The following is a 24,816-nucleotide window of genomic DNA, read 5'->3' on the forward strand; positions in this document are numbered from 1 at the left end:
CAACGACTTCCGTCGCGCTCGCGGCAACACCCCCTCCACCATTCGCCGGGCGAACGGTCCCCCTCCCCCGCCAAAGCGAGGGAGGATCTATCACACCCGCGGCCGCGCTTTCAGCTCGTCGCGAATCTCACGCAGCAGCGCGACGTCGGCTGGCTCGGGCGCCGGGGCGGCGGGCGCCTCGGGCTTGGCGATCACGCGGTTGACGCTGCGCACCAGCAGGAAAATGATGAAGGCGAGGATCAGGAAGTTCGCCGCCTGCGTCACGAACTCGCCATAGCCCAGCAGCGGCACCCCCGCCTTCTTCAGCGCGGCATAATCCGTCGGCGATCCGGTATAGGTCGCGGGGATCGCACCCAACCGAATGAAATAGCTCGAAAAATCCAATCCTCCAAAGATCTTCCCCACCACCGGCATGATGATGTCTTCGGTCAGCGACGTCACGATCTTGCCGAATGCCGCGCCGATGATGACCGCCACGGCGAGGTCCAGCACATTGCCCCGCGCGATGAAGGTCTTGAATTCCTTGAACATGATCGCGTCTTCCCCGTTGTTCAGGCGTAGAATGAAAAGCCTAGGCTGCGATTACCCCTTCGCCAAGCCCGCACGCTGTCCTATATGGATAGCACAGATACGCTCTCAGGAGGATGTTCATGTCGTCGCTTCGTCCCGTTGCCGCCTTCGCGCTGGCTGCCACCGCGAGCCTGTCGCTCGCCGGATGCGGGATCAATTCCGTGCCGACGGCCGAGGAAAACGCCAAGGCGCGCTGGGCCGACGTCCAGAACCAGTATCAGCGCCGCGCCGACCTGATCCCCAACCTCGTCGCGACGGTGAAGGCCGCGGGCGCGCAGGAAAAGGACATTCTGGTGCAGGTGACGCAGGCGCGCGCCGGTGCTAACCAGGTGAAGCTGTCGGGTGACCAGCTCAGCGATCCGGCCAAGATGCAGGCGTTCGAACGCGCGCAGGGCGCCGTCACGCTGTCGCTCCAGCGCTTGCAGGAGGCGTACCCCGAGCTGAAGAGCCAGAGCAATTACACCACGCTGATGAGCCAGCTGGAAGGCACCGAGAACCGCATCACCATCGCGCGCACCGACTACAACAATGCGGTGCAGGCCTATAACACCAAGATCCGCACCTTCCCCGACGCGGTCGGCGCGAAGATCTTCTATGGCGCCAAGCCGCTGACCCCCTTCGCCGCGACGACGCCGGGGGCGGATCAGGCCCCGACCGTCAACTTCGGGAACGCGAGCTGACGGCGATGGCGCTCATGACGCGGGCGGCGATCGTGTGGCGGGCGGCCTTGCTGCTGCTCGCCGCGAGTCTGATGCTCGCGCCCGCAACCGCGCAGACCTTCCCCAAGTTCACCGGCCTCGTCGTCGACGCCGCGAACGTGCTGCCGCCGGAGACGAAGGCTGCGCTGACGCAGAAGCTGGAGGCGTTGCAGAAGGACACCAAGCGCCAGCTCGTCGTCGCGACCATCCCCGATCTGCAGGGCGATTCGATCGAGGATTACGGCTACAAGCTCGGCCGGAGCTGGGGCGTTGGCCTGCGCGACGTCAACAACGGCGCGATCCTCATCGTCGCGCCCAATCAGCGCAAGGTCCGGGTCGAGGTCGGCCGCGGACTGGAGCCGTTCATCACCGACGCTTTGTCCAGCGTCATCATCAATCAGGACGTCATTCCCCGCTTCAAGGCGGGTGACATGCCGGGCGGCATCACCGCCGGTGTCGATGCCCTCGACAAACAACTGCGCGCCTCCCCCGAAGAACAGCAGGCCCGGCTCGATGCGGCGGCGAAGCAGTTCGACCAGATCCATCAGCGCTCCGCCGAACGCCGCAGCGGCGGTGGCGGCGTCCCGTTCGGCCTGATCATCTGGGCGGTCATCCTGTTGTTCGTCCTCGTGCCGCTGATCATCGGTCGCCGGCGCAGCGCGGGGCCATGGGGTCGCCGCTATGACGATGGCGGCGGCAGCGCGCTGCCCATCGTCCTGTGGGGCATCGCCAACGAGATCGGCCGCTCGTCCGGCGATCGTGGCGGCGGCTGGGGCGGCGGCGGCTCGTCGGGCGGCAGCGACGGCAGCTGGGGTGGCGGTGGCTTCACCGGCGGCGGCGGCGGCGATTTCGGGGGCGGCGGCGCCTCGGGGGATTGGTGACATGCGCCTGACCCCCGCCGATGCCGCCCGCGTCGCCGAAGCCGTGGCAGAGGCCGAGCGCACCACCTCGGGCGAGATCGTCACGATCGTCGCGCACCGATCCGACAAATATCACGACGTCGCGCTGCATTGGGCGGTGCTGGCGATGCTGCTCGTTCTCGCGCTGCTCGCGCTCTGGCCGGAGATCGCGGTGACACTCCACGGTCTCGTCGCCGATCCGTGGGACGGCGCGCCCGCGCCCGGCGGGCTGTTCACCGTCGCGCTGGTACTGCTCGCCGCGACCTTCCTGATCGTCCGCGTCGCGCTCGCCTGGATGCCGCTCCGCCTCGCGCTGACGCCCAAGCGCACCGCCGCCCGCCGCGTCCGGATGCGTGCGCTGATGCTGTTCCGCGCCAGCGCCGAAGCGCGCACCCGCGACGCGACCGGCGTGCTGCTCTACCTCTCGCTCGACGAACATCGCGCCGAGCTGATCGCCGATGCCGCAATCCACTCCCGCGTCGCGCCCGAAGTCTGGGGCGCCGCGATGGCCGCGCTCATCACCGCGACGCGTGACGGACGCCCCGGCGACGGCATGGCAGAGGCGATCCGCCAGATCGGCATCGTCCTCACCGAACACTTCCCGCCGCGCGCCGACGACACCAACGAACTGCCGGACCGCCTGATTCAGCTATGACGACCGATACGATGTGGCAGGGCAAATACCTGTCGGTCCGCAAGGCGGGCACTTGGGAATATGCCGAGCGCAACGGCGGCATCGGCGCCGCGGTGATCGTCGCGATCGATGCCGAGGGGCAGCTGCTGCTCGTCGAACAATATCGCGTGCCGCTCGGCCGCCCCTGCCTCGAACTCCCCGCCGGCCTGGTCGGCGACGAAAGCGCGGGCGAAAGCATCGCCTCGGCCGCCCGCCGCGAGCTCGAGGAGGAAACCGGCTATCACGCCCAATTCGTCGAGGAACGCGGTGAGTATTTCTCCTCGCCCGGCATGACCTCGGAAAGCTTCACGCTCGTGCTGGCGACCGGCCTCACCCGCATCGGCGACGGCGGCGGCGACGCCGACGAGAATATCACCGTCCACCGCGTGCCACTGGCCGGAGTCGAAGGCTTCGTCGCCGAGAAACGCCGCGCCGGCGTCGCGATCGACGCCAAGATGCTGCTGCTGCTCGGCAGCGGCATCGTCGCGGAGATGATGGGGCGCTGAGAGCCCTTCTCCGTTCGCCCTGAGCCTGTCGAAGGGCGGCTATCCGCAAGCACACCGCTTGTGGCGCGCGCCCTTCGACAAGCTCGTGGCGAACGGGAAAGAAACGCCCGCAAGCGCTCGCATCGATCCTCCCCGCCTCCGCGGGGCGACGCGCGATGGGGGAACCGGCACACGCCCACACCCCCAATCGTCATTCCCGCGACGGCGGGAATCCATACCCTCTAACGTTTCGAATCCATCGAGGCGGTAACGCGTCTGGATTCCCGCCTCCGCGGGAATGACGGTGCGCGTTGGGAAACGCCCTTACCGGAAATTATCCGCGTACGCCTGCAGCTTCAGCTTGCGCTCCGGCGCCGGGATTAGCTCGTAATCGAAGCCCTGCGCCTCGCAATACGCCACCGCCGCCTCGGCCGACGGAAAGCTCAGCCGCACCTGTTCGCGCGTATCGCCGCTGCCCGCCCAGCCGGTCAGCGGATCGGGCTGCTTCGGCTCGGCCGGTTCGAACTCGAGGGCCCAGGTATGCGTGCGGGCCTTGCCCGATTGCATGGCGTTCTTGGGGCGCTGGAAGATGCGGGCGGTAGGCATAGATGCCCCTTTAGCGCGTCCCGCCGCCCCGCGCATCCGCCTTTTTCGTCCGCAACGTCGCGGTCGCCGCGGCGGGATCGCCGGGCCAGGGATGTTTGGGATAGCGCCCGCGCATCTCCTTCGCGACCGCCGTCCAGCTACCCGCCCAGAAGCCCGGCAGGTCGCGCGTCGTCTGGATCGGCCGCCCGGCGGGCGAAGTGAGGCTGAGCACCAACGGCACCCGCCCCGACCCGATGCCCGACCCGATACAGGGATGCTCGCCCAGCCCAAACAGCGCCTGCACCCGCAGCTCCACCTTCGGCCCGCCCTCCGCCGCATAGTCGATGGCGTGCGTACTGCCCGCAGGGCTGGTGAAGTCGGCAGGCGCCAGCCGGTCGATCTGCCGCATCCCATCCCAGCCGATCAGCGTGCGCACCGCGTCGGTCAGCGCCCCCGCCGGAATCGCGTCGAGCTTGCGCCGCCCAGCCAGCAGCGCCGGCAGCCATTCGTCCAGCCGCTCGACCAGCATGTCTTCCAGCGGCACGCCCGCATAGTCCGCCCGCGCCCGCAGCGCCGCCGCCCCCGCGCTCCACGGCAGCAGCGCCAGCCCATGCGTCCGCACGCCCTCCAGCAACGCCCCCGCAATCGCGTCCGGCTCCGCCCCCGCATCCGGCCCCGACGACAGCCGCAGCGCGCCCAGCCGCCGCTCGCGCAGCGTCACCACGCCGCCGCTCGCCGCATCGAACGTCACCGTCCGCCGCGTCTCGATCCGGTCGGCGAACAGGCGCTCGATCGTCGCCAGCGCGATCGGCGCCGCCGCCAGGATGCGCGCGCCCGATGCCGCCCCCTGCGTCTCCGCCACCGCCAGCCACGCATGCCGCGCCAGCGGCAGCGTCGGGTCGAGCCGGAAGCCACGCCCGCCCGCCGACGCCCATAATTCGCCGCTCGCATCCCGCGCCTTCGCGATCCGGTCGGGGAAGGCTAGCGCAATCGCCACCTCCACGCCCGCACCGTCGATCCGTAGCGGCTCGCTCACCGGCTTGCCCGCCAGCGCCGTCCAGCGCTCCGCCAGCCGCCGCGCCGCGGTCGCCTTCGTCCCCCGGTCGCTCCGCCAGCGCCGCAGCCGCACGTCGAGGTCGGGATCGTTGCCGCCCAGCCCGCGCTCCGACAATAGCACCGCCACCTCGGCGGCGAGCGCGCCCTGCCCCATCGCCCCCGCGCGCAGCAGCATATGCGCCAGGCGCGGCGGCATCGGCATCGCCGCGACGCGCCGCCCGTGCGCGGTCGGCCGCCCGTCGCCGTCGACCGCGTCGATCGCGGCCAGCCGCTCGCGCGCCTCCGCCACCGCCGCGGCAGGCGGCGGATCGAGCCAGGCAAGGTCGCGCGGATCGCCGACGCCCCAGATCGCACTCGCCAGCACCAGACCCGACAGATCCGCTTCCATGATCTCCGGCGGGTCGAATCGCGGCAGGCCGCCCGTTGCCGCCTCTTCCCACAGGCGATAGGCGACGCCCGGCCCCTGCCGCGCCGCACGCCCGGCGCGCTGCGTCACCGCCGCCTGGCTCGCGCGCTCGGTCACCAGCCGCGTCATCCCCGCCGCCCGGTCGTAGCGCGGCCGCCGCGCCAGCCCCGAATCGACGACGATGCGAATGCCGTCCAGCGTCAGGCTGGTCTCGGCGATGCCCGTCGCCAGCACCAGCTTGCGCGCGCCATCGGGCTCGGGCCGGATCGCCGCGCGCTGCGCCGCCGGCTCCATGCTGCCGTGCAGGTGATGCACCCGGATCGTCTCCGGCAGCCCCTCCAGCCGCTCCGCCGTCCGCTCGATCTCGGCGACACCGGGCAGAAACGCGAGCACGCCACCCTCCGCCTCGCGCAGTGCCTGCCGGATCGCGCTCGCCATCGCATCCTCGATCCGGCCGTCGCCGCTCCGCCCCAGATAGCGCAGGGCGAGCGGATAGCTGCGCCCCTCGCTCTCGATCACGGGCGCCCCCTGCTCCGTGGCGCCCAGCAGGCGCGAAAAGCGCGCCCCGTCCAGCGTCGCCGACATCGCGACCAGCCGCAGGTCCGGCCTCAGCGCGCCCTGCGCATCCAGCGCCAGCGCCAGACCGAAGTCGCCGTCCAGGCTGCGCTCATGCACCTCGTCGAACAGCACCGCCGATACGCCGGTCAGCTCTGGATCGGCCTGGATACGCGCGACGAAGATGCCCTCCGTCACCACCGTCACCCGCGTCGCCGCGGACCGCTTGCTGTCCATCCGCGTCGCATAGCCATAGGTGCCGCCCGGGCTTTCCCCGGCCAACGCCGCCATCCGCTCCGCCGCCGCGCGCGCCGCCAGTCGCCGCGGCGACAGCAGCAGCACCTCGCCCGTACACCAGTCCTCGCCCAGCAGCGCCGGCGCCACCGCGGTCGTCTTGCCCGCCCCCGGCGGCGCGACGAGCACAGCGTTGCTCCCGGTCCGCAACGCGGCGAGCAGGTCGGGCAGGACGGCGAAAATCGGCAGGTCGGTCACGATGCGCGCTCCCTTGCCACGGATCGCCCCGCGACGCGACCGTCACCGCCTGCTATGCTCCACGCCCGCGCGAACCGACGCGCGCAGGAGACATATGATGGGTCTGTTGGACGGCATCCTTGGCCAGATGGGCGACAATCCGATTCTCACCAACCTCGCCGAAAAGATCGGCCTCTCCCCCGAACAGGTCGCCCAGGCGATCGCCGCGCTGGGTGCCGCGCACGCCGAACCCGGCGACACGGTGGCCGGCGCCGCCGATTCGACCGGCCTGTCCCCCGACGTCCTGCACCAGATCCTCGCCCACCTCGGCGGCGAAGGCGCCCTCGCCAATATCGGCGGCATGCTCGGCGGCGAAGGCAACGGCGCGCTCGGCAATCTGGGCGGCATGCTCGGCGGCCTCTTCGGCAAGTCCTGAGGCCGCGGCAACTCCCTCCCTCGTCACCCCGCGCCCGACTCAGGGTCCCACTTCTCCCACGGTCGCCCCAAAAAGCGGGACCCCGGCTCTCCGGCCGGGGTGACGAGGAAACGGGCTCACCACCCAAAGCCCCCGGCCGAACGGGGGCGCGAGGCACGCCCCAAACACCCCCGTCACCCCGGACTCGTTCCGGGGTCCACTCCGCGGCGAGGGAGACGGCTAGAGGCTCCAGCTTCCCCCCGCGGCCCGGTAGACCCCGGACCAAGTCCGGGGTGACGAAGTGGATGGGACCCCCCGCCAAACCCACATCCCGTCACCCCGGGCTCGCCGCGGGGTCCCGCTTCTTCCCGCAGTCGCCCCAAAAGAGCGGGACCCCGACTCTCCGGCCGGGGTGACGAGAAAGAGCGCACACCACCCCAAATCCCCCGAACGAATGAGAGCGCAAGGCACGCCCCAAATCCCCCGTCACCCCGGACTCGTTCCGGGGTCCACTCCGCGGCGAGGGGGACGGCCAAAGGATCCAGCCTCCCCCCGCGGCCCGGTGGACCCCGGACCAAGTCCGGGGTGACGAATTGGATGAGGCACCCCGCCAAACCCACACTCCCGTCACCCCGGGCTTGACCCGGGGTCCCGCTTCTTCCCGCAGTCGCCTCAAAAAGCGGGACCCCGGTTCTCCGGTCGGGGTGACGAGGGAATTGTGGCGAATGTCCCCCACACCAGCCGGCACAACGCCCCCCGACAATCGATGCGCTAGTATCACGCACCGCCGCAGTGATACGACCACCCCACAACCACCCGGACGAGATCATTGGGCGCCCATCACCACCACGGCCACGCGCACGACCATAGCAAACATAGCCACAGCCACGGCGGCCACGGCCATTCCCACGCCCCCGCATCGTTCGACCGCGCCTTCGCGATCGGCATCGCGCTCAACATCGCTTATGTCCTGGCCGAAGGTGGCGCCGGCCTGTGGACGGGATCGGTCGCGTTGCTCGCCGACGCGGGCCACAATCTGTCCGACGTGCTCGGCCTCGCCGTCGCCTGGGGCGGCGCCGCGCTCGCCCGCAGTGCGCCCTCCAAGCGCTTCACTTATGGCCTCAAAGGCTCGACGATCCTCGCCGCGCTCGCCAATGCGCTGCTGCTGCTCGTCGCGCTGGGGGCGATCGTGCTGGAGGCGGTGCAGCGGATCGGCGACCCGCCGGTGCTCGCCGGCCTCACCGTCTCGACCGTCGCGGGCATTGGCATCGCGGTCAACGCCTTTACCGCCTGGCTGTTCGCGCGCGGGCGCAAGCACGACATCAACGTCCGCGGCGCCTATCTCCACATGCTCAGCGACGCGGTGGTGTCCGCGGGCGTCGTCCTCGCCGGCCTCGCGATCTGGGCGACCGGCCTCGGCTGGATCGATCCGATCGTCAGCCTCGTCATCGCCGCGCTGATTTTCTGGCAGACCTGGGGCCTGCTGCGCGAGACGGTCGAAATGAGCCTCTCCGCCGTACCCCGCCACATCGATTACGACGCGGTCACCGCCGCGCTCGCCGCGCTGCCCGGCGTCGCGCGCGTCCACGACCTCCACATCTGGCCGATGTCGACCACCGAACCCGTGCTCACCGCACACCTCGTCATGTCCGGGCGCTATCCGGGCGACGCCTTCCTCGTGGACGCGCGCGCGATGCTGCACGACCGCTTCGGCATCGGCCATACGACGCTGCAGGTCGAAACGGGCGACGACTGCGGAAGCTGTTGAGGGCCTCGCTCGACCCCACTCCAATCGTCATCCACGCGAAGGCGGGGATCCAGACTGGCTAGCCTATCGACTCTAGCGGTTGTGGATTCCCGCCGGCGCGGGAATGACGTGAGAGGGACGGTGTTGGACGACACCCTATGCAAGCTGCTGACTAAGCAGCGTAACCCCGCCCTGACAGCACTCTATCTCAGCCTTGAATCACCGCCCATTCCGAAACGATAGCCCTATATCGTTTCGCGCAAGGTGTTCATGTTGTTCATGTTGTTCATGTTGCGCATCCGGCCCGCCGACGGCAAAGCCGCCGGCCTGACGTCGGACGGGTTCGGCTAAGGCCGACCCGCCGGCCGTGCCGGGCGCTGCTTCGCATCGGCGCGGGCGTCGCCGCGCCTGCGCCCGTCAGTACGCGCGGGCCACCGCGAATTCGACCGCCTCGATCATCGCGTCCTTCGCCTTCCCGTTCGGGAAATGCCCGATCGCATCGATCGCGCGCTGGCCGTAATGCCGCGCGCGCGCCAGCGTGTCGTCGACCGCGCGCGTCTTGCGCACCAGGTCGATGGCGTGCGCGAAATCCTCGTCCGACGCGCGCCGTCCCTCGACCGCATCCTTCCAGAACTTGCGGTCGGTCTCGTCGCCGCGCGCATAGGCCAGGATGACGGGCAGCGTCATCTTGCCCTCGCGGAAGTCGTCGCCCGCGTCCTTGCCCATCGTGCCTGCGTCCGACACGTAATCGATCGCATCGTCGACCAGCTGGAACGCGATGCCCAGGTATCGGCCGTACGCATCCAGCGCCAGCTCGTCCGCCTCGCTCCGCTCCGCCACCACCGCCGAAATCCGGCAGGCGGCGGCGAACAGCGCCGCGGTCTTGGCGTTGATGATGTCGAGGTAACGGTCCTCGCCCAGGTCGATCCGCCGCGCCGCGGTCAGCTGGTTGACCTCGCCCTCCGCGATGACGGCGCTGGCGTTGGACAGGATCTTCAGCACCTTCAGGCTGCCGTCCTCGACCATCAGTTCGAAGCTGCGGCTGAATAGGAAGTCGCCGACCAGCACGCTCGCCGGATTGCCCCAGATCAAATTCGCTGCGCGCTTGCCGCGCCGCATGTCCGATCCGTCGACCACGTCGTCGTGCAGCAGCGTCGCGGTGTGGATGAACTCCACCGATGCCGCCAGCCGGTGGTGGCGCGTGCCGGTATAGCCGATCAGCCGCGCGCTCGCGAGCGTCAGCATAGGCCGCATCCTTTTGCCGCCGCCCGCGATCAGATGCCCGGCGAGCTCGGGGATCAGCGGGATCTGCGACTGCATGCGATCCAGGATCACCGCATTGACGGCGTTCATGTCGGCCGCGACCAGTTGGAGCATCGGCTCCAGCGACGGTTCGGGACGATCGAGGCGGTGGATGGTGGCGGTCATCTCGCCACGCGCTGTGGCCGCTGGCGCCCCCGAACGCAAGTCTTGCTCGCGCCCGCAACAACGCTCATGGGGGTCGGACTTGACCATCGAAGGGGGCGACCGGTGAGCGACGACGTGCTGCAAGGCTATCGCAAGAGCATCGACAATATCGATGCTGCGCTCGTCCATCTGCTCGCCGAGCGGTTCAAGGTGACGCAAGCGGTCGGCCGGCACAAGGCGACCAGCGGCCTGCCCGCCGCCGATCCGGGGCGTGAGGAACGCCAGATCGCCCGCCTGCGCCGCCTGGCCGAAGACGCCGAACTCGATCCCGAATTCAGCGAGAAATTCCTGCGCTTCATCATCGACGAAGTGATCCGCCACCACGAACAGTTGCGCGGCTGACCCGCGCCAGCCATCTGATCGACGTGTCCCTCCTTTCGTTCCTTGCCGCTCTGCCGCTCGCGCTCCAGTCCGCCGCGCTGCCGGCAGACCCGCATGCGCCGATCATCGGCAATTGGCACAACCCCAAGAACACCGTCGCGGTGCGCACCGGCCGCTGTGGCCAGAACCTGTGCGGCTGGGTCATCCGCGCCTCGGACAAAGCGAAGGCCGACGTCGCGAACAAGGGCTATCCGCCGCTGATCGGCACCGCGCTGCTGCGGGGCTATCGCAACAACGGCAAGGGCCGCTGGGCGGGGCAGATCTACGTACCCGACATGGGCCGCGCCTTCGGGTCGACCGTCACGATGATCGACGCAGACACGCTGAACGTGAAGGGCTGCCTGATCGGCGGCTTTATCTGCAAATCGCAGATCTGGCGCCGGGAATCATGACCCCGCGCGGCGCGTTCATCGCGGTCGAGGGCGTCGACGGCTCGGGCAAGAGCGGCGTCGTCCGCGCGCTCGTCGCCGCGTTGCAGGCCGCGGGGCATGACGTCGTCGCCACCCGCGAACCCGGCGGCACCCCGCAGGGCGAGGCGTTGCGCGGCCTGCTGCTCGCCGGCGACGACGCGGCATGGGAACCGCGCGCCGAATTGCTGCTGATGACCGCCGCCCGCGTCCAGCACGCCGCGCACGTCATCCGCCCCGGCGTCGCCGCCGGCCGGATCGTCGTCTCGGACCGCTACGCCGGCTCGACGCTCGCCTATCAGGGCGCGGGCCGCGGCATGGACGAAGCGCTGATCCGCGGCCTCCACGCGACGATGCTCGACGACCTGTGGCCCGACCTGACGCTTGTCCTCGACCTCGACCCGGCGATCGGCCTCACCCGCAGCCGCAAGCGCCTGTCCGACGAGGCGATCGATGAAGGCCGCTTCGAAAGCCTCGCCCTCCCCTTCCACCAGCGCATCCGCGCCTCGTTCCTGGCACAGGCCGCCGCGGCGCCCGACCGGCATGCGATCATCGCCGCCGACGACACGCCGGAGGCGGTGCGCGAGACGGCATGGCACGCAGTGCGCGACTTTCTGGCACGCGGCGCCGCACGCACCTGAGCGGCCCCGAGAGCGTTTCGAACAGCCTCCCCCAGCCACCGCCTATTTGATATTGATTCGCATTACGGCTCGCACTAGGTCGTCGTCCGGAAGGGGGACCGATGACACCGACCGTATATGCGCCTGCCCGCACCGTCCCGCACGGCCTGACGCCGCGTCCCGCTGACGCGCCGTCGGGCCGAGCCCCGATGGGACAGCCGGCATGATCGCGCTGCCCGCACTCCTCGCCATCGCAGGCGGCATCGCCGGTGCCACGCTGCTGCGCCGCGCCTGGGCCGAGCGTCAGCGCGAGCGACCGGACCTGATCGCGGCGGGCTGGGCGGTGATCGGCGGCACGATCCTGGCCGACGCCGCCTGGATCGGCTGGATCCGGGGCGGCGCGCTTGCCGTCGTCGCGGTCGGCATCGGTGCACTGATCGTCCTCATCCGGGGCCGGACCGTAAAAGCCACGCGCGCCGCCCGCGCCACCACCGCGCCGACCGAGCCCGACGAACCGTCCAGGGCGTGGCGCGGCGTGCTGAAGACGATCCTGGCCGGGCCGCTCGGGCTGGCCGCCGCCGTGGCCATCGCCTATTGCGCCGCCGCCTGGGTGCCCGGCGCGCCGCCCACCCGTGTCCTGATCGGCGGGCTCACCATCCCCATCGTCTGGGCGCTGGCGATGATCTGGACGCTCGCCGACCCCCGTCTGATGCGGTCGCTCGCCATGATCGTCACCACGACGCTGACCGGCTTCGCGCTCGCCGCCTTGCAGGGACCGGTATGACCGAGGCCCCCAAGACGGACGCGCCGCGCGGCTGGCCGCTGGCACCGGGCACGGTGCGCGCCGTGCTCAACGGGCATGGCATCCTCGGCCTCGCCTTCGCCGCGCTCATCTATCTCGTCTGCCTCACCGGCACGCTCGCCGTCTTCGCCGGCGACATCGCACGGTGGGAAGCGCCCGGCGCACCCGTGTCGAACCAGTTCGCCCCCGGCGCGCTCGATCGCGCGGTCAGGGCGGCGCAGACCGGCGGCCCGGCACAGGCAACGCTCTATCTGACGCTGCCCTCCCCCGCCCAGGACGGCGCCCGCATCCTCGCCTATACGCCAGCCGAGCACCACGACTGGGCGATCGCCCGCGACGGCACGCTGACCGAACAGCACACGCCGTTCAGCGAATTTCTGATCGACCTGCACATCGCGCTCCACCTGCCGCGGACATGGGGCGCGATGCTCGTCGGGCTGACCGGTGTCGCGCTGCTGTCCGTTCTGATCTCGGGCATCCTCGCGCATCCGCGCGTCTTCAAGGACGCCTTCAGCCTGCGGCGCGGCGGCGCGCGGCGCTTGCAGGAGGCGGATCTGCACAACCGCCTCGGCACCTGGGCGCTGCCGTTCCACGTCACCATCGCGCTGACGGGTGCGATCCTGGGGCTGACCACGCTGATCGTCGGCGTGCTTGCGATGCTGCTCTACGGCGGCAACACCGCGCGCGTGTACGGCTTCTTCTTCGAGCCACCGCCCGCCGCAAACGCCGCCGCGCAGCCGCTGCCCGCCCTCGCCCCATTGTTGCTGGACGCCCGCCGCCGCAGCGACGGCGCCGCCCCGCAGCAACTGATGATCGAACGCGCCGGCCGCGCCGATGCGCGCATCGCCATCACCTCGCGCCGCGACCGCCTGCTCGTGCCACAAGACACGACGGTCTTCGACGCGCGCGGCCGGATGGTGACGGACCGCCATCCGGCCGATCTGCCCGCCGGCGTGACGCTGCTGGGCGGAATCGGCCAGCTTCACTTCGGCTGGTTCGGCGGCTTGCCGGTGCGGCTGCTCTACGGTCTGTTGGGTCTGGCCCTCTGCCTAGTCACGTCGAGCGGCGTGACGATCTGGCTCGCCCGCCGCCGCGACCGCGGCCGCGCCGTGCCGCTGTGGGAACGCCTGTGGACGGCGGTCGCCTGGGGCCAGCCCGTCGCGCTGGCGCTCACCGCCGCCGCGTCCCTCGCGCTGCCGGCCTTCGGCGACGCCCTGATATGGCTATGGCTTGCGCTGACGCTCGCCCTGTTGCTCGCCGCGGGGCTGTCCCGACAATTCGGGGCGGCGGCCGGGTCGATCCGCGCGCGTCAGGCCGTGGGCGGCACGCTCCTCGGGGTCGCCCTCTTCTACCTGTTCGTGCGTCCTATCGACCTGTCGGGTCTGGGGGTGGAGGCCGCCCTGCTGCTCGGCGGCGCGCTGCTACTTCGGCGGCCCGCGACGCATCGCATCGCCTGACGCGCGTCATCGAAGGAACGGCAGCGCTGCGGGCAACGCTGCCGTTCCGAACGATCAGGGCTGATAGGGCAGCGACGATTGGTGCAGGACGATGCGCACCTTGCCATCCTCGCACGCCTTGAACACGAAGCTCTTGTTCACGAAGATGTGGCTGTCGTCCTGGCCGATGAAATGCACGTTGCACTGCACGATCGCCAGATCGCCGTGCAGGATGAAATCCTCCTTGCTGTACCACACCTTGACCCAGGGCTTCAGCTTGAACCCCTTGTCGTCGGGAAAGGCCTCGCTCCCGCCCGTGAAATAGGCCAGCGCGCCCTCCTTCGTCGGGCGGTAGGTCTGGGTGCCGAAAGTCAGCGTCGGCTTGAACAGCACCTTGCCATGGTCATAGTCGTAATTGTCGCTCAGCACCCGTTCCGCCACCGCGCGCGGATCGCCGCCTTCGGCATGCGCCTTGCCGACCGCCACGACATTGTCGCACCACGTCTGCAAGGCCGTATGGACCATCTCTTCGGTAAACATCGTATTCACTCCCGTTGAAAATAATGGGCGGCCGGATCGCCGCCGGCCGCCGGTGGGTCGCGATCGCTACGCGTGCGCGGAGGCCGGAGCGTCGTCGCCCCGGATCACGCCGACCATCACGGCGTCACGCTCTCGATCAGTCCCTGCAGGTCGACGCCGTTCAGGCCCACGGTCATCAGCGCCAACGTGCCCCGCAATTCTTCGGGATCGATATTGCGCGTGACGAACACCATCCGCGTGCGCCGGTCCGCCGACGGCCAGCGATCGAGTTCGATCGGCGGGTGGAAGACGTGCTGCACCCCGTGAATCACCACCGGCGCGTCATGCCCGACGAGGTTCACGATGCCCTTCACGCGCAGCAGGTCGGCGCCCTTGAACATGGTCAGCAGCCCTAACCAGCGATCGAAGGCGAGCGGCTCCAGCGGCGTATCGAACGTCAGGCAGGTCGCGCGGATACCGGCATCGTGCCGGTTCACGTCATGATGGTGATGGTGGTGATGGCCGGCATGCGCGGCCTCATGCGCCAGCCAGCGATTGACGTCCTCGCTCTTGCTGGCCGGGTCCCACAGCCCCACGTCGAACAGTGATGCCGGGTCCACCGCGCCATTGGTCACCGCGATGATCGGCGCGCCGGGGTTCAGCGCGGCCAGCCGGTCGCGGATCGCCTGCTGTGACGTCGCATCGGTAAGGTCGGTCTTGGTCAGCAGCAGCCGGTCGGCGACGGCCGCCTGCTTCACCGCTTCGGGCTGCGCGTCCAGCGTCGCCATGCCCGCCGCCGCGTCGACCGTCGCGATGACCGCGTCGAGCCGATAGAGCGGCGCCAGCTGCGGATCGGTCATCAGCGTGTGCAGGATCGGTGCGGGATCGGCCAGCCCGGTGGTTTCGATCACCACGCGGTCGAACCAGCACTCGCCGTCGCGGGCGAAGCGCCACGGCGCGTCGCGGAGCGTCCGCGACAGGTCGCCGCGGATGGTGCAGCACAGGCAGCCGCCCATCATCTCGACGACCAGATCCTCGTTCGATCGGGCGATCAATTCGTGATCCAGCCCCACCGCGCCGAATTCGTTGATGACGACCAATGCCCGCGCCATGCCGGGCGACCGGACCAGATGGTTGAGGACGGTCGTCTTGCCGCTGCCGAGAAAGCCGGTCAGCACCGATACGGGAATACGCGTGCCCGGCCCCTCTGGACCGCTGCTCATGCCGCACGCCTCGCCGCGACGGCGCCACGGCCCGCCGTCCCCTGCATCGGTCCACGCGGTTTCATGATCATGATGTCACTGGACATCGTTGGGCATCTCTGGATAGGTCATGTTGTAACATATCACATTGGACCGTCATCATGGCAAGCCTCTCCCCATCCGACACCCGTCTGCCCGTGACCGTCCTGTCCGGCTTCCTCGGCGCGGGCAAGACGACGCTGCTGAACCATATCCTCGCCAATCGCGAAGGGCGGCGCGTGGCGGTGATCGTCAACGACATGTCGGAAGTGAACATCGACGCCGATCTGGTGCGCGGCGGAGAGGCGGCGTTGTCGCGGTCGGAGGAAGCCCTGGTCGAAATGACCAACGGCTGCATCTGCTGCACACTGCGCGACGACTTGCTCGCCGAGGTGCGCACGCTCGCCGAAGCCGGGCGGTTCGATTATCTGGTGATCGAATCGACCGGCATTTCCGAACCCCTGCCGGTCGCCACCACCTTCTCCTTCCGTGACGAGGACGGCGTGTCGCTGGGCGACGTCGCGCGGCTCGACACGATGGTGACGGTGGTCGACGCGCTCAACCTGCTGGCCGATTATTCCAGCCAGGATTTCCTCGCCGATCGCGGCGAGAGCATGGGGGAAGACGATACGCGCAGCCTCGTCGGCCTGCTGGTCGAGCAGATCGAATTCGCCGACGTCGTGATCGTCAACAAGGCCTCGTCGGTGTCCGCGGAGCAGTTGGCCACGGTCAAGAAGCTCGTCGCCAGCCTGAATGCCGATGCGGTGATCGTGACTGCCGATCACGGGCGCGTCGACCTCGACCTCGTGCTCGCCACCGGGATGTTCGACGAAGAGAAAGCGGCGCGCCACCCGCTGTGGGCCAAGGAATTGTACGGCTATGCCCACCATCAGCCCGAGACTGAGGAATATGGGATCGAAAGCTTCGTCTATCGCGCCCGCGCGCCGTTCGATCCTGCGCGCTTCTACGCGTTCCTGACCGAGGGCGGGCTCGAGAATGTCGTGCGGGCCAAGGGGCATTTCTGGCTCGCGACGCGCCCCGACTGGGTCGGCGAACTGGCGGTGGCGGGCAGCCAGACGACCACCTCGCGGATGGGCCGCTGGTGGGCCGCGGTGCCCAAGCATCACTGGCCCGACGACGGCCGCTTCGAAGACTTCGTTGCCCAGCATTGGGACGACATCTGGGGCGACCGCCGACAGGAAATCGTATTCATAGGCATCAACATGGACGAACTCTCCATTCGGCGCCGGCTCGACGCATGCTTGGTGGCCGCCTCTGCCTTTACCCCGACGCTGTGGACGTCGCTGCCAGACCCATTCCCGGCCTGGGGTGAGCGCCAGTTGGAGACCTCCGTATGACGCCCGCCATGCTGGAGGACGTCGTCGCCTTCGGTTATGATCGCACGTCGCTCGACGCGATCGCCCGCCCGAAAACAGCGCTGGCGATCTGGTGGCGCCCGCTTCCCGACGCGGTGAAGGCCGGATTGGCTGCGCTGGACCTCGACACGGTCGATGACGTGACGCTGGACCTCGACGCGGACGCGCCGCTCGATGACGCGCTGCGCGACGCCGGCTACCCCGACGATATCGCCACCTCGCTTGCTGCGGACATCGACCTCCTGCTCCGGCGGCAGGCAGCGCTGACCGGCGACGATCGCCTGCGCCTGCGGCTCGAAGTGATCGAGACCGATGCCTGCCGGCGTTTCCATGCCGACTATGTCACGCTGCGGCTGCTATGCACCTATGTCGGGCCGGGAACCCAATGGTGCCGCGCCGCGGCGGCAGATGCAATCTACGAGGTACCGACCGGCGCAGTCGGCGTCTTCAAAGGCCGGATGCTGCTCGATCCTCCGACCGTACTGCACCGATCACCGCCCATCGCCGCCACGGGCGGACAGCGCCTGATCCTCGTGATCGACCCTATTCGTAGCAACGATGCAATGTAGCGATAGCGCGTCCGGAACAGGCGCGACGCTTGGCACGCCAGACGAGCCCGGCCCATCATGGCCGGACGACGATCAAAGCTATTGAAGAAGGCACTTGCCGATTTTGGCGCACCCGACAGGATTCGAACCTGTGGCCTCTGCCTTCGGAGGGCAGCGCTCTATCCAGCTGAGCTACGGGTGCCTGGGTGGCTCGCCTAGCAAAGGCGTCGGGGTTGCGCCAGTGGTTTATGGGGCCTTGATACGCTTGGGTGGCGGGGTCTTGGGCTTGTAGGCACACAGGTCGGCGACGGGGCAGCGCCAGCATTCGGGCGTGCGCGCCTTGCAGATGTAGCGGCCGTGCAGGATCAGCCAGTGATGCGCGTGCAGGCGAAAGGGCTGCGGCGTCGCCTTGTCGAGCTTCAGCTCGACCGCGAGCGGCGTCTTGCCGCGGGCAAGGCCGGTGCGGTTGCCGACGCGGAAGATATGCGTGTCCACCGCGAAGGTTTCGGCGCCGAAGGCGACGTTGAGGACGACATTGGCGGTCTTGCGGCCAACACCGGGCAGCGCTTCCAGCGCCGCGCGGTCGTTCGGCACCTTACTGTCGTGCTGCGCGATCAGGGCTTCCGACAGCGCGATGACGTTCTTCGCCTTGGTATTGAACAGGCCGATCGTCTTAATGTGCTGTTTCAGGCCGTCCTCGCCCAGCGCCACCATCTGTTCGGGCGTCTTCACCTCGGCGAAGAGTACGCGCGTCGCCTTGTTGACGCCGGCATCGGTCGCCTGGGCGGACAGCACCACCGCGACCAGCAGCTGGAAGACGTTGCCCGATTCCAACTCGGTTTCCGGATGCGGGTTCGCTTCCGCCAGACGGCGGTAGAATTCGAAGACGTCTGCTTTTTTCACAGGCCGAGCACGTCGCCCATGCGATAGCGGCCGGCGGGCCGGCCGGCCAGCCACAGCGCGGCCCGCACCGCGCCCTTGGCGAAGATGCCGCGATCCTGGGCCAGATGGGCGAGTTCGATCCGCTCGCCCTCGCTGGCGAAGACGACATTGTGATCGCCGACGATCGAACCGCCGCGGATGCTGGCCAGCCCGATCGTGCCCTCGGTCCGCGCGCCCGTCAGCCCCGCGCGGCCGTCAACGCGCAATTCGGACAGCGTCGTCCCCCGCCCGCTCGCCGCGGCCTCGCCAAGCAGGATCGCGGTGCCGGACGGCGCGTCGATCTTGTGGCGGTGATGCGCCTCTACGATTTCGATATCCCAGTCGGTGCCGAGCCGAGTTGCCGCCTCGCGGACCAATTGTGCGAGCAACGTGACGCCCAATGACGTGTTGCCGGTCTGGAGCACCGCAATGTCAGTCGCCGCGGCGTCGATCATGGCATGCTGGTCGATGCTGAGGCCGGTGGTGCCGATGACCATCGGGGTGCGCGTCGCCCGGGCGGCGGCGACATGCGCCTCCAGCGCGGCGGGAGTGGAGAAATCGACCAGAACGTCGGATATTTGCGCGAGTGCGCGCGGATCGCCGCCGGCATCGACGCCGCCCGCCAGCCGCGCGCCCGCCGCCTCGATCTGTTCGGCGATCGCGCGGCCCATACGACCGCTGCTGCCGTAGATGCCGATCGCGGTCATAGCGCCCCCGACAGGTCACGAGGGGCGCACGAACACGCAAGGTTCGCAGAGCGACGGCGGCGCGGGTCACAGGTCATGCCGCCCGTCTGGCACAAGTCGGGCGCGCAGGACAGGTGGGAGCTTTGGCCGGAATTATTGATCGGCGCCCGACGCCACCCGCGCGCGACCGGGGTCAGCGCCGCGCGCCGAGCATCAGCGGCGGGCGCGGCCGGCGAGGGCTACGACCCGGCCGGTCATCGCCGGCTCGTGCCGCGCCTCGCCGACGCGGAAGCGGCAAACGGCATCGGCGAGGCGCTCCGCATCCGCCGCCAGATTGCGGGCGGCGGCGGTGGTTTCCTCGACCATCGCGGCATTCTGCTGCGTCATCGCGTCCATCTCGCCGACCGCCGTGTTGATCTGGCTGAGCCCGCCGGCCTGCTGGCGCGCGGCGGATGCGATGCTGGCGACCGAGCTGCTGATGTCGGCCATCTGCGTGATGATCCGCTGGAGCGCAGCGCCGGTTTCGGAGACGAGGCCGACGCCATTGTCGACCTGTAGCGTCGAGGCGGTGATCCGCGCCTTCACGTCGCGCGCCGCATCGGCCGAGCGCTGCGCGAGCGCACGCACTTCGGAAGCGACGACGGCAAAGCCCTTGCCCGCATCGCCCGCGCGCGCCGCCTCGACACCGGCATTGAGCGCGAGCAGGTTCGTCTGGAAGGCGATGCCGTCGATGACGCTGATGATTTCGGAAATCTCGTTCGACGCGCGTTCGATTCCCGCCATCGCCTGCATGGCGCGCTCGACGACAACGCTCGATTCCTCCGCCGCGCGGTGCGCGCCGGCGACGATCGTCTCGGCCCGGCCGGCGGTGTCGGCGGTGACGCGGACGTTGCTGGTGATCTCGTCCATCGCCGCAGCGGTTTCTTCGAGGCTCGCCGCCTGACGCTCGGTGCGCAGCGACAGATCGTCCGCCGCGGTGCGGATGTCGCCGCAACCCGACGCGAGGCCGTTGCCGACCGCAACCACTGTCTGGAGCGAATCCTGCATCGTCGCGGCGGCGCTGTTAAAGCTGGCGCGCAGCGGTTCGAATTCCGGAGTGAATGCGGCGTCGATCCGCACGGTGAGGTCGCCCCCCGCCAGGCGTTCCAGGCCCTCGCCGATCGCATCGACGACCTGCGACGTCGCGGTCATGTCCTGCACCAGCACCAGAACCTCCGCCCCGCCGTCGATCGCCACCGGGATCAGCGTGACCAGCATGCGCACGATCTGGCCGTTACGCATGTTGAGCCATTCGAACCGGGCATGGCCGTCACGGATGGCCTGCGAGACGCGTTCGTTGACATGTTCGATCGTCGGACGCCCGTCGCCCTGTTCCGGTGCCGAGAAGACCACGGGATTCTGCCCGAGGATCGCGGCGGTCGGCGCGCCATACACCTGCTCGGCCGCCGCGTTGCAGGCGACGAACCGGTTATCGCGCAACAGCATCATCGCGTCGGGCGAATGGCGGAAGACGGCGAGCGCAGTGCGCGCTTCGAGCGTGTCGGAAGGGCGTTTGAACAGCATGGTTAAACCGATATCGACCGTTTCTTAACATGCGGTTGATCCGGATCGGCACTATCGCACCGGCCGTGATGCGCACACATGACGGCCTCGTCCCCCGCAGCCGTTGCCTGCCAAAGTCGCGCAAGCCAGTCTGCCCTGATGTGGACCACCGTCCTGACGATCATCGCGATCACCATCCCCGCGCTCTACTGTCTTGCGAGAGGGATCATCGACCTGCGCGCCCGCCGTTATGGCTGGGGCCTGATCGGAGTGTTCAGCGCGATACTGCTGTTCCTTATCCCGATTCCGACTAACGTCATCAAGGTAGACTTGCCGGTCGCCGGACAGTGATCACACCGGTTTGCAACGGCCGATATTTTCCAGTCTTTTCAGGTGGACAGATACGTCCGCGCGGCGCCCTACTTCAATAAGCCACTGCTTTAAGGAGGTTCCGCAGGCCACTTTCCCACATTTGGTTTATGGCCATAGTGAACCTTTTTATTAACCCATGTTGCTTATCGGGTCCTCTCAGGAGGATCGCATGACTATCCGCAACAAGCTCTTTTCTTGCCTCGCATCCCTCGCCGTGGCGATCGTGCTGCTCGCAGGCGTGTCGCTGTGGAGCATGCACAACAGTAAGACGGCGCTCGATTCGATCCTGAAGGATCGGGTCGTGCCGATGCGCGATCTGAAGATGGTCGCAGACAAATATGCCGTCGATATCGTCGATGCGTCGCACAAGGCGCGCAACGGCAATCTCAGCTTCGCCCAATCGTCGGCAAAAGTGCGCGCCGGATTGCGCACCTTGCACGAGCATTGGAAGGCCTATCGCGCCACCCGCATCACCGGCGACGAAGCCGCGCTGGCCGACGAGGCGGAGGCGCGCATGCGCATTGCGGACGAGCGCGTCGCCGAACTCCAGACGATTTTGGATAGCGGCGATCGCGCCGCGCTCGACCATTTCGTCGTCACCTCTCTGTATCGAGCCATCGATCCGGTGTCCGACTCGATCGGCAAGCTCGTCGACCTGCAACTGAAGATCGCGGAGCAAACCGGCACCAACGCCAGCATCACCGCGCAGACGAACCGCACGATCATGATCGCACTGGTGCTGGCCGGAATCGCGGTGCTTGCCGTGTCGCTGTTCATCATCGCGTCGAAGGTCGTCACGCCGGTCAAACGCCTGTCCGGAACGATCCGCGGGCTGGCCGCGCAGAATGGCACGGCCACCGTGCCGCATCTGGATCAGCAGGACGAGATCGGCGACATCGCGCGGGCGGTCGACATCTTCCGCGACTCCGTCGTCAGGGCCGAGCAGGACAAGGCCGCTGCCGCCGCGCAGGCGACCGACGCGCTGGCGACCGGGCTTGCCGCCCTGGCCGACGGCGATCTCACCTGCCAGCTGAACGGCAGCTTCCCGCCCGCCTATGCCAAGCTGCAGTCCGACTTCAACGACGCGGCCGCAGCGCTGCGCAGCGCCCTGTCGCAGGTCACGGAATCGGCGAGCGGCATCAACAGCGGCGCCAACGACATTCGTCAGGCTTCCGACGATCTGTCGCAGCGGACCGAGCAACAGGCGGCATCGCTGGAAGAAACCGCGGCCGCGATGGACGAGATCACCGCGACCGTCCGGTCGACGGCGGAGCGTGCCGGTCGCGCCGACGCCGCGATGCGCGACGCTCGCGTCGAAGCCGAGCGTTCGGGCGAGGTCGTGCAGCGCGCGGTCGATGCGATGGGCGGCATCGAACGCACCTCGCACGAAATCTCCGAGATCATCAGCGTGATCGACGGCATCGCCTTCCAGACCAACCTGCTGGCGCTGAATGCCGGCGTCGAGGCCGCGCGCGCCGGCGATGCCGGCAAGGGCTTCGCCGTGGTCGCATCCGAAGTGCGTGCGCTGGCGCAGCGCTCTGCCGAAGCGGCGAAGGATGTGAAGGCGCGGATCACCGCGTCCTCGGTTCAGGTGACGGCGGGCGTCCAGCTGGTCGGCGAGACGGGCGACGCGCTCGGCCGCATCATCGGCAAGATCGGCGAGATCAACGGCCTCGTCTCCGCGATCGCGGCGTCGGCCGAGCAGCAGGCGACCGGCCTGCAACAGATCAACACCGCCGTGTCCGAGATGGACGGCGTCACCCAGCAGAATGCCGCGATGGTGGAGGAGGCGACCGCCGCCGCACGCAGCCTGGCATCCGAAGTCGAGGAGATGAGCCGCCAGATCGCTCGGTTCCGGGTGGGCGAGGCCCCGGTGGGCGCCGCCGTACCCGTCGCCGTCCTGCGTCACCGCCCCGCCCCGGCCGCGCAGCGTACCGCCCGCCCCGCGCCGCCGCGCGCGGTCGGCAATACCGCGCTGGCGGTGAGCAACGACGACTGGTCGGAATTCTGACCGCGAGGAAGGTGGTGCGCCGACCGCCGGCCACCACCTTCCCGCCACCCGGTTCCGGTCCTATCTTCGCGGGCCATGACCGCTATCCGCAATATCGTCGTCCTGACCGGCGCCGGCATTTCCGCCGAATCCGGCATCGCCACCTTCCGCGGGCCGGGTGGGCTGTGGGAGGGACACCGCGTCGAAGACGTCTGCACGCCAGAGGCGCTGGCGGCGGACCCGGCGCTGGTGCATCGCTTCTACGACCTGCGGCGGGCGGCGCTGGCGGAGGTCGCGCCCAATGCCGCGCACACGGCGCTGGCGCGACTGGATCGCGCGTGGACGGGCGAGTTGCTGATCGTGACGCAGAATGTCGACGATCTGCACGAGCGTGCCGGTGCGACGCGGTTGCTGCACATGCACGGCGAGCTCCGATCGGCGCTGTGCGCGGTCTGCGGCATCCGCGAGGATTGGGACGGCGCGCTGCCGCCCGACACCGAATGCCCCAATTGCGGCGAGCCGGCGTTGCGGCCCGACATCGTGTTCTTCGGTGAGATGCCCTATCACATGGACCGGATCGAGGCGGCGCTGGCGGCGTGCGACCTGTTCGTATCGATCGGCACGTCGGGCGCGGTCTATCCCGCCGCCGGCTTCGTGCAGATGGCGGAGGCCTATGGCGCCGACACGCTGGAGCTGAACCTGGAGCGATCGGCGGGCAGCGGCTTCTTTGCCGAGACGCGGCTGGGGCCGGCAGGGGAATTGGTGCCGGCGTGGGTGGATGCGCTGCTGGCGGAGGCTGGCAGCCCGGCTGAGGGATAGCCCCGCGCGCGCCTCATTCCTCCCCCGCCAGGGGGAGGTGGCACCGCGCAGTGGTGACGGAGGGGGAGGATAGGACGCCGCCCGCCCAAGTTGCGGGCGCGTTCCGGGCAGCGCCGAAGAGAGGCCTTTACTCCACCCAGTCGAGACCGATGTCGCGGTAGATCTCGCGGTCTTCGTCCCAGCCGGGCTTGACCTTCACATGCAGGTAGAGGTGGACCGGCACGCCCAGGATGCCGGCGAGCTCGGTACGCGCGCGCGCGCCGATGTCGCGGATGCGCACGCCACCCTTGCCGAGCACGATCGCGCGCTGCGTCGGGCGTTCGACGAGGATCTGCTGATGGATTTCGACCGATCCGTCCTCGCGCTCGCTATACTTTTCCGTCTCGACCGTGCTGGCATAGGGCAGTTCGGCGTGGAGCTGGAGGTAGAGCTGTTCGCGCGTCACCTCGCTGGCGAGTGCGCGTTCGGTGGCGTCGGAGACCTGATCCTCCGGATAGTGCCACGGCCCCTCCGGCATCGCGGCGGCGAGTGCGGACTTGAGCTCGGCAAGGCCGTCGCCGGTCTGCGCCGAGACGAACCATGTGTCGGCGAAGTGCATCAACGCGTTGAGCTTTTCGGCGTGGAGCAGCAGCTTGGGCTTGTCCGCGACGTCGACCTTGTTGAGGATCAGGATCTTGGGCTCGGGCCGGTCCTTCAGCGCCTCGGCGATGCGTTCGACCTTGGGGCCGATGCCGCCCTTGCCGTCCACCACGAGCGCGATCATGTCCGCGCCCTCGGTGCCGCTCCACGCGGCCGACACCATCGCGCGGTCGAGGCGCCGCTGCGGTTCGAAGATGCCGGGCGTGTCGACCAGCAAAATCTGCGCCGCGTCCTGGATCGCAACGCCGAGCAGCTTGGTGCGCGTCGTTTGCGCCTTGGGGCTGACGATGGCGACCTTCTGGCCGACGAGCGCGTTGACGAGCGTGGACTTGCCCGCGTTGGGCGCGCCGACGACGGCGACGAGGCCGCAATGTTGGGTCTGGGTCATGGGGCTTCTTTTGGTTGGGTGGCGGGCGTTGGGCAAGTCACTCCTCCCCCGCCAGGGGGAGGTGGCGGCGCTGCTGCGCCGACGGAGGGGGGGATACGGCAC

The 24,816-nt window shown here is 69.0% G+C and carries 26 protein-coding genes and 1 tRNA gene; 16 read left to right on the forward strand and 11 right to left on the reverse strand.

Annotation, left to right across the window (positions count from 1 at the left end):
* Window positions 1-90 precede the first annotated feature (90 nt).
* Complete coding sequence (mscL, locus tag ACP690_RS02780) at window positions 91-531, reverse strand: large conductance mechanosensitive channel protein MscL (protein ID WP_017977802.1); 441 nt, start codon at window positions 529-531, stop codon at window positions 91-93.
* 113 nt (window positions 532-644) lie between these two features.
* Here mscL and ACP690_RS02785 point away from each other — a divergent pair, with 113 nt between their 5' ends.
* From ACP690_RS02785 to ACP690_RS02800, 4 genes are read left to right on the forward strand one after another with little or no spacing between them, the layout of a single operon-like run.
* Window positions 645-1,250, forward strand: coding sequence for a LemA family protein (locus tag ACP690_RS02785; RefSeq protein WP_294211082.1), 606 nt, complete (start codon window positions 645-647; stop codon window positions 1,248-1,250).
* Window positions 1,251-1,255: 5 nt separating this feature from the next.
* The gene (locus ACP690_RS02790; protein ID WP_426260068.1) at window positions 1,256-2,149 is read left to right on the forward strand and encodes a TPM domain-containing protein; all 894 of its coding nucleotides are present in this window, start codon (window positions 1,256-1,258) and stop codon (window positions 2,147-2,149) included.
* A gap of 1 nt (window position 2,150) precedes the next feature.
* Window positions 2,151-2,822, forward strand: a complete 672-nt coding sequence (locus ACP690_RS02795; RefSeq protein ID WP_426260069.1) for a TPM domain-containing protein — start codon at window positions 2,151-2,153, stop codon at window positions 2,820-2,822.
* Window positions 2,819-3,346: an NUDIX hydrolase gene (locus tag ACP690_RS02800; RefSeq protein WP_426260070.1), complete on the forward strand. Its 528-nt coding sequence runs from the start codon at window positions 2,819-2,821 to the stop codon at window positions 3,344-3,346. The genes ACP690_RS02795 and ACP690_RS02800 overlap by 4 nt, the downstream gene beginning before the upstream one ends.
* 303 nt (window positions 3,347-3,649) lie before the next feature.
* On the opposite strand, the gene ACP690_RS02805 is transcribed toward ACP690_RS02800, so the two are convergent.
* Together ACP690_RS02805 and hrpB are read right to left on the reverse strand one after the other, a co-directional pair.
* Window positions 3,650-3,931 carry an ETC complex I subunit gene (locus ACP690_RS02805; protein WP_426260071.1) on the reverse strand — a complete coding sequence of 94 codons (282 nt, stop codon included), beginning with the start codon at window positions 3,929-3,931 and terminating at the stop codon, window positions 3,650-3,652.
* A 10-nt stretch (window positions 3,932-3,941) separates the two neighbouring features.
* Entirely contained in the window at window positions 3,942-6,419 is a 2,478-nt protein-coding gene (hrpB, locus tag ACP690_RS02810) for an ATP-dependent helicase HrpB (protein ID WP_426260072.1), read from the reverse strand.
* Between the two features lie 94 nt (window positions 6,420-6,513).
* Between hrpB and ACP690_RS02815 the strand changes: the two genes are divergently transcribed.
* On the forward strand, window positions 6,514-6,834 hold the full coding sequence (locus ACP690_RS02815) for a hypothetical protein (protein WP_426260073.1): 321 nt from the start codon (window positions 6,514-6,516) through the stop codon (window positions 6,832-6,834).
* An 808-nt stretch (window positions 6,835-7,642) separates the two neighbouring features.
* Window positions 7,643-8,581 (forward strand): cation diffusion facilitator family transporter, encoded by a 939-nt coding sequence (locus tag ACP690_RS02820; RefSeq protein ID WP_426260074.1) that lies wholly within the window; start codon window positions 7,643-7,645, stop codon window positions 8,579-8,581.
* A gap of 396 nt (window positions 8,582-8,977) precedes the next feature.
* Here ACP690_RS02820 and ACP690_RS02825 read toward each other — a convergent pair whose 3' ends face one another.
* On the reverse strand, window positions 8,978-9,988 hold the full coding sequence (locus ACP690_RS02825; protein WP_426260075.1) for a polyprenyl synthetase family protein: 1,011 nt from the start codon (window positions 9,986-9,988) through the stop codon (window positions 8,978-8,980).
* Window positions 9,989-10,054: 66 nt separating this feature from the next.
* On the opposite strand from ACP690_RS02825, the gene ACP690_RS02830 reads away from it, so the two are divergent.
* The 5 genes from ACP690_RS02830 to ACP690_RS02850 all read left to right on the forward strand — a co-directional run bounded on the left by ACP690_RS02830 (window position 10,055) and on the right by ACP690_RS02850 (window position 13,694).
* Entirely contained in the window at window positions 10,055-10,369 is a 315-nt protein-coding gene (locus tag ACP690_RS02830) for a chorismate mutase (RefSeq protein ID WP_043060426.1), read from the forward strand.
* A gap of 23 nt (window positions 10,370-10,392) precedes the next feature.
* On the forward strand, window positions 10,393-10,800 hold the full coding sequence (locus ACP690_RS02835; RefSeq protein ID WP_426260076.1) for a DUF2147 domain-containing protein: 408 nt from the start codon (window positions 10,393-10,395) through the stop codon (window positions 10,798-10,800).
* The gene (gene tmk, locus ACP690_RS02840) at window positions 10,797-11,456 is read left to right on the forward strand and encodes a dTMP kinase (RefSeq protein WP_426260077.1); all 660 of its coding nucleotides are present in this window, start codon (window positions 10,797-10,799) and stop codon (window positions 11,454-11,456) included. The genes ACP690_RS02835 and tmk overlap by 4 nt, the downstream gene beginning before the upstream one ends.
* 202 nt (window positions 11,457-11,658) lie before the next feature.
* Window positions 11,659-12,219 (forward strand): hypothetical protein, encoded by a 561-nt coding sequence (locus tag ACP690_RS02845; RefSeq protein ID WP_426260078.1) that lies wholly within the window; start codon window positions 11,659-11,661, stop codon window positions 12,217-12,219.
* Window positions 12,216-13,694, forward strand: coding sequence for a PepSY-associated TM helix domain-containing protein (locus ACP690_RS02850; RefSeq protein WP_426260079.1), 1,479 nt, complete (start codon window positions 12,216-12,218; stop codon window positions 13,692-13,694). Before ACP690_RS02845 ends, ACP690_RS02850 begins: the two co-directional genes overlap by 4 nt.
* Before the next feature lie 54 nt (window positions 13,695-13,748).
* On the opposite strand, the gene ACP690_RS02855 is transcribed toward ACP690_RS02850, so the two are convergent.
* A complete protein-coding gene (locus tag ACP690_RS02855) occupies window positions 13,749-14,213 on the reverse strand; it encodes a hypothetical protein (protein ID WP_020486387.1) in 465 nt (154 codons plus the stop codon).
* A gap of 116 nt (window positions 14,214-14,329) precedes the next feature.
* Entirely contained in the window at window positions 14,330-15,415 is a 1,086-nt protein-coding gene (locus tag ACP690_RS02860; protein WP_426260080.1) for a CobW family GTP-binding protein, read from the reverse strand.
* A gap of 140 nt (window positions 15,416-15,555) precedes the next feature.
* Between ACP690_RS02860 and ACP690_RS02865 the strand changes: the two genes are divergently transcribed.
* Complete coding sequence (locus ACP690_RS02865; protein ID WP_426260081.1) at window positions 15,556-16,791, forward strand: GTP-binding protein; 1,236 nt, start codon at window positions 15,556-15,558, stop codon at window positions 16,789-16,791.
* Window positions 16,792-16,799: 8 nt separating this feature from the next.
* Entirely contained in the window at window positions 16,800-17,378 is a 579-nt protein-coding gene (locus ACP690_RS02870) for a DUF1826 domain-containing protein (RefSeq protein WP_426260082.1), read from the forward strand.
* A gap of 104 nt (window positions 17,379-17,482) precedes the next feature.
* Here ACP690_RS02870 and ACP690_RS02875 read toward each other — a convergent pair.
* The 4 genes from ACP690_RS02875 to ACP690_RS02890 all read right to left on the reverse strand — a co-directional run bounded on the left by ACP690_RS02875 (window position 17,483) and on the right by ACP690_RS02890 (window position 20,527).
* Window positions 17,483-17,559, reverse strand: a tRNA-Arg gene (locus tag ACP690_RS02875).
* A 44-nt stretch (window positions 17,560-17,603) separates the two neighbouring features.
* Window positions 17,604-18,260, reverse strand: coding sequence for an endonuclease III (gene nth, locus ACP690_RS02880; RefSeq protein WP_294282184.1), 657 nt, complete (start codon window positions 18,258-18,260; stop codon window positions 17,604-17,606).
* Complete coding sequence (dapB, locus tag ACP690_RS02885) at window positions 18,257-18,985, reverse strand: 4-hydroxy-tetrahydrodipicolinate reductase (RefSeq protein ID WP_426256109.1); 729 nt, start codon at window positions 18,983-18,985, stop codon at window positions 18,257-18,259. Before dapB ends, nth begins: the two co-directional genes overlap by 4 nt.
* Before the next feature lie 192 nt (window positions 18,986-19,177).
* Window positions 19,178-20,527, reverse strand: coding sequence for a methyl-accepting chemotaxis protein (locus ACP690_RS02890; protein WP_017977728.1), 1,350 nt, complete (start codon window positions 20,525-20,527; stop codon window positions 19,178-19,180).
* Window positions 20,528-20,665: 138 nt separating this feature from the next.
* Between ACP690_RS02890 and ACP690_RS02895 the strand changes: the two genes are divergently transcribed.
* The 3 genes from ACP690_RS02895 (at window position 20,666) to ACP690_RS02905 (ending at window position 23,687) form a co-directional block, all read left to right on the forward strand.
* Window positions 20,666-20,857 carry a hypothetical protein gene (locus tag ACP690_RS02895; protein ID WP_294219520.1) on the forward strand — a complete coding sequence of 64 codons (192 nt, stop codon included), beginning with the start codon at window positions 20,666-20,668 and terminating at the stop codon, window positions 20,855-20,857.
* A 190-nt stretch (window positions 20,858-21,047) separates the two neighbouring features.
* Entirely contained in the window at window positions 21,048-22,889 is a 1,842-nt protein-coding gene (locus ACP690_RS02900) for a methyl-accepting chemotaxis protein (RefSeq protein ID WP_426260083.1), read from the forward strand.
* 75 nt (window positions 22,890-22,964) lie between these two features.
* The gene (locus tag ACP690_RS02905) at window positions 22,965-23,687 is read left to right on the forward strand and encodes an NAD-dependent deacylase (protein WP_426260084.1); all 723 of its coding nucleotides are present in this window, start codon (window positions 22,965-22,967) and stop codon (window positions 23,685-23,687) included.
* A 127-nt stretch (window positions 23,688-23,814) separates the two neighbouring features.
* On the opposite strand, the gene era is transcribed toward ACP690_RS02905, so the two are convergent.
* Complete coding sequence (gene era / locus ACP690_RS02910; RefSeq protein WP_017977724.1) at window positions 23,815-24,714, reverse strand: GTPase Era; 900 nt, start codon at window positions 24,712-24,714, stop codon at window positions 23,815-23,817.
* Window positions 24,715-24,816 lie beyond the last annotated feature (102 nt).

The organism is Sphingomonas sp. DC4900 (assembly GCF_049896485.1).
In the GTDB taxonomy this organism is placed as follows: Bacteria; Pseudomonadota; Alphaproteobacteria; order Sphingomonadales; family Sphingomonadaceae; genus Sphingomonas; species Sphingomonas aquatilis.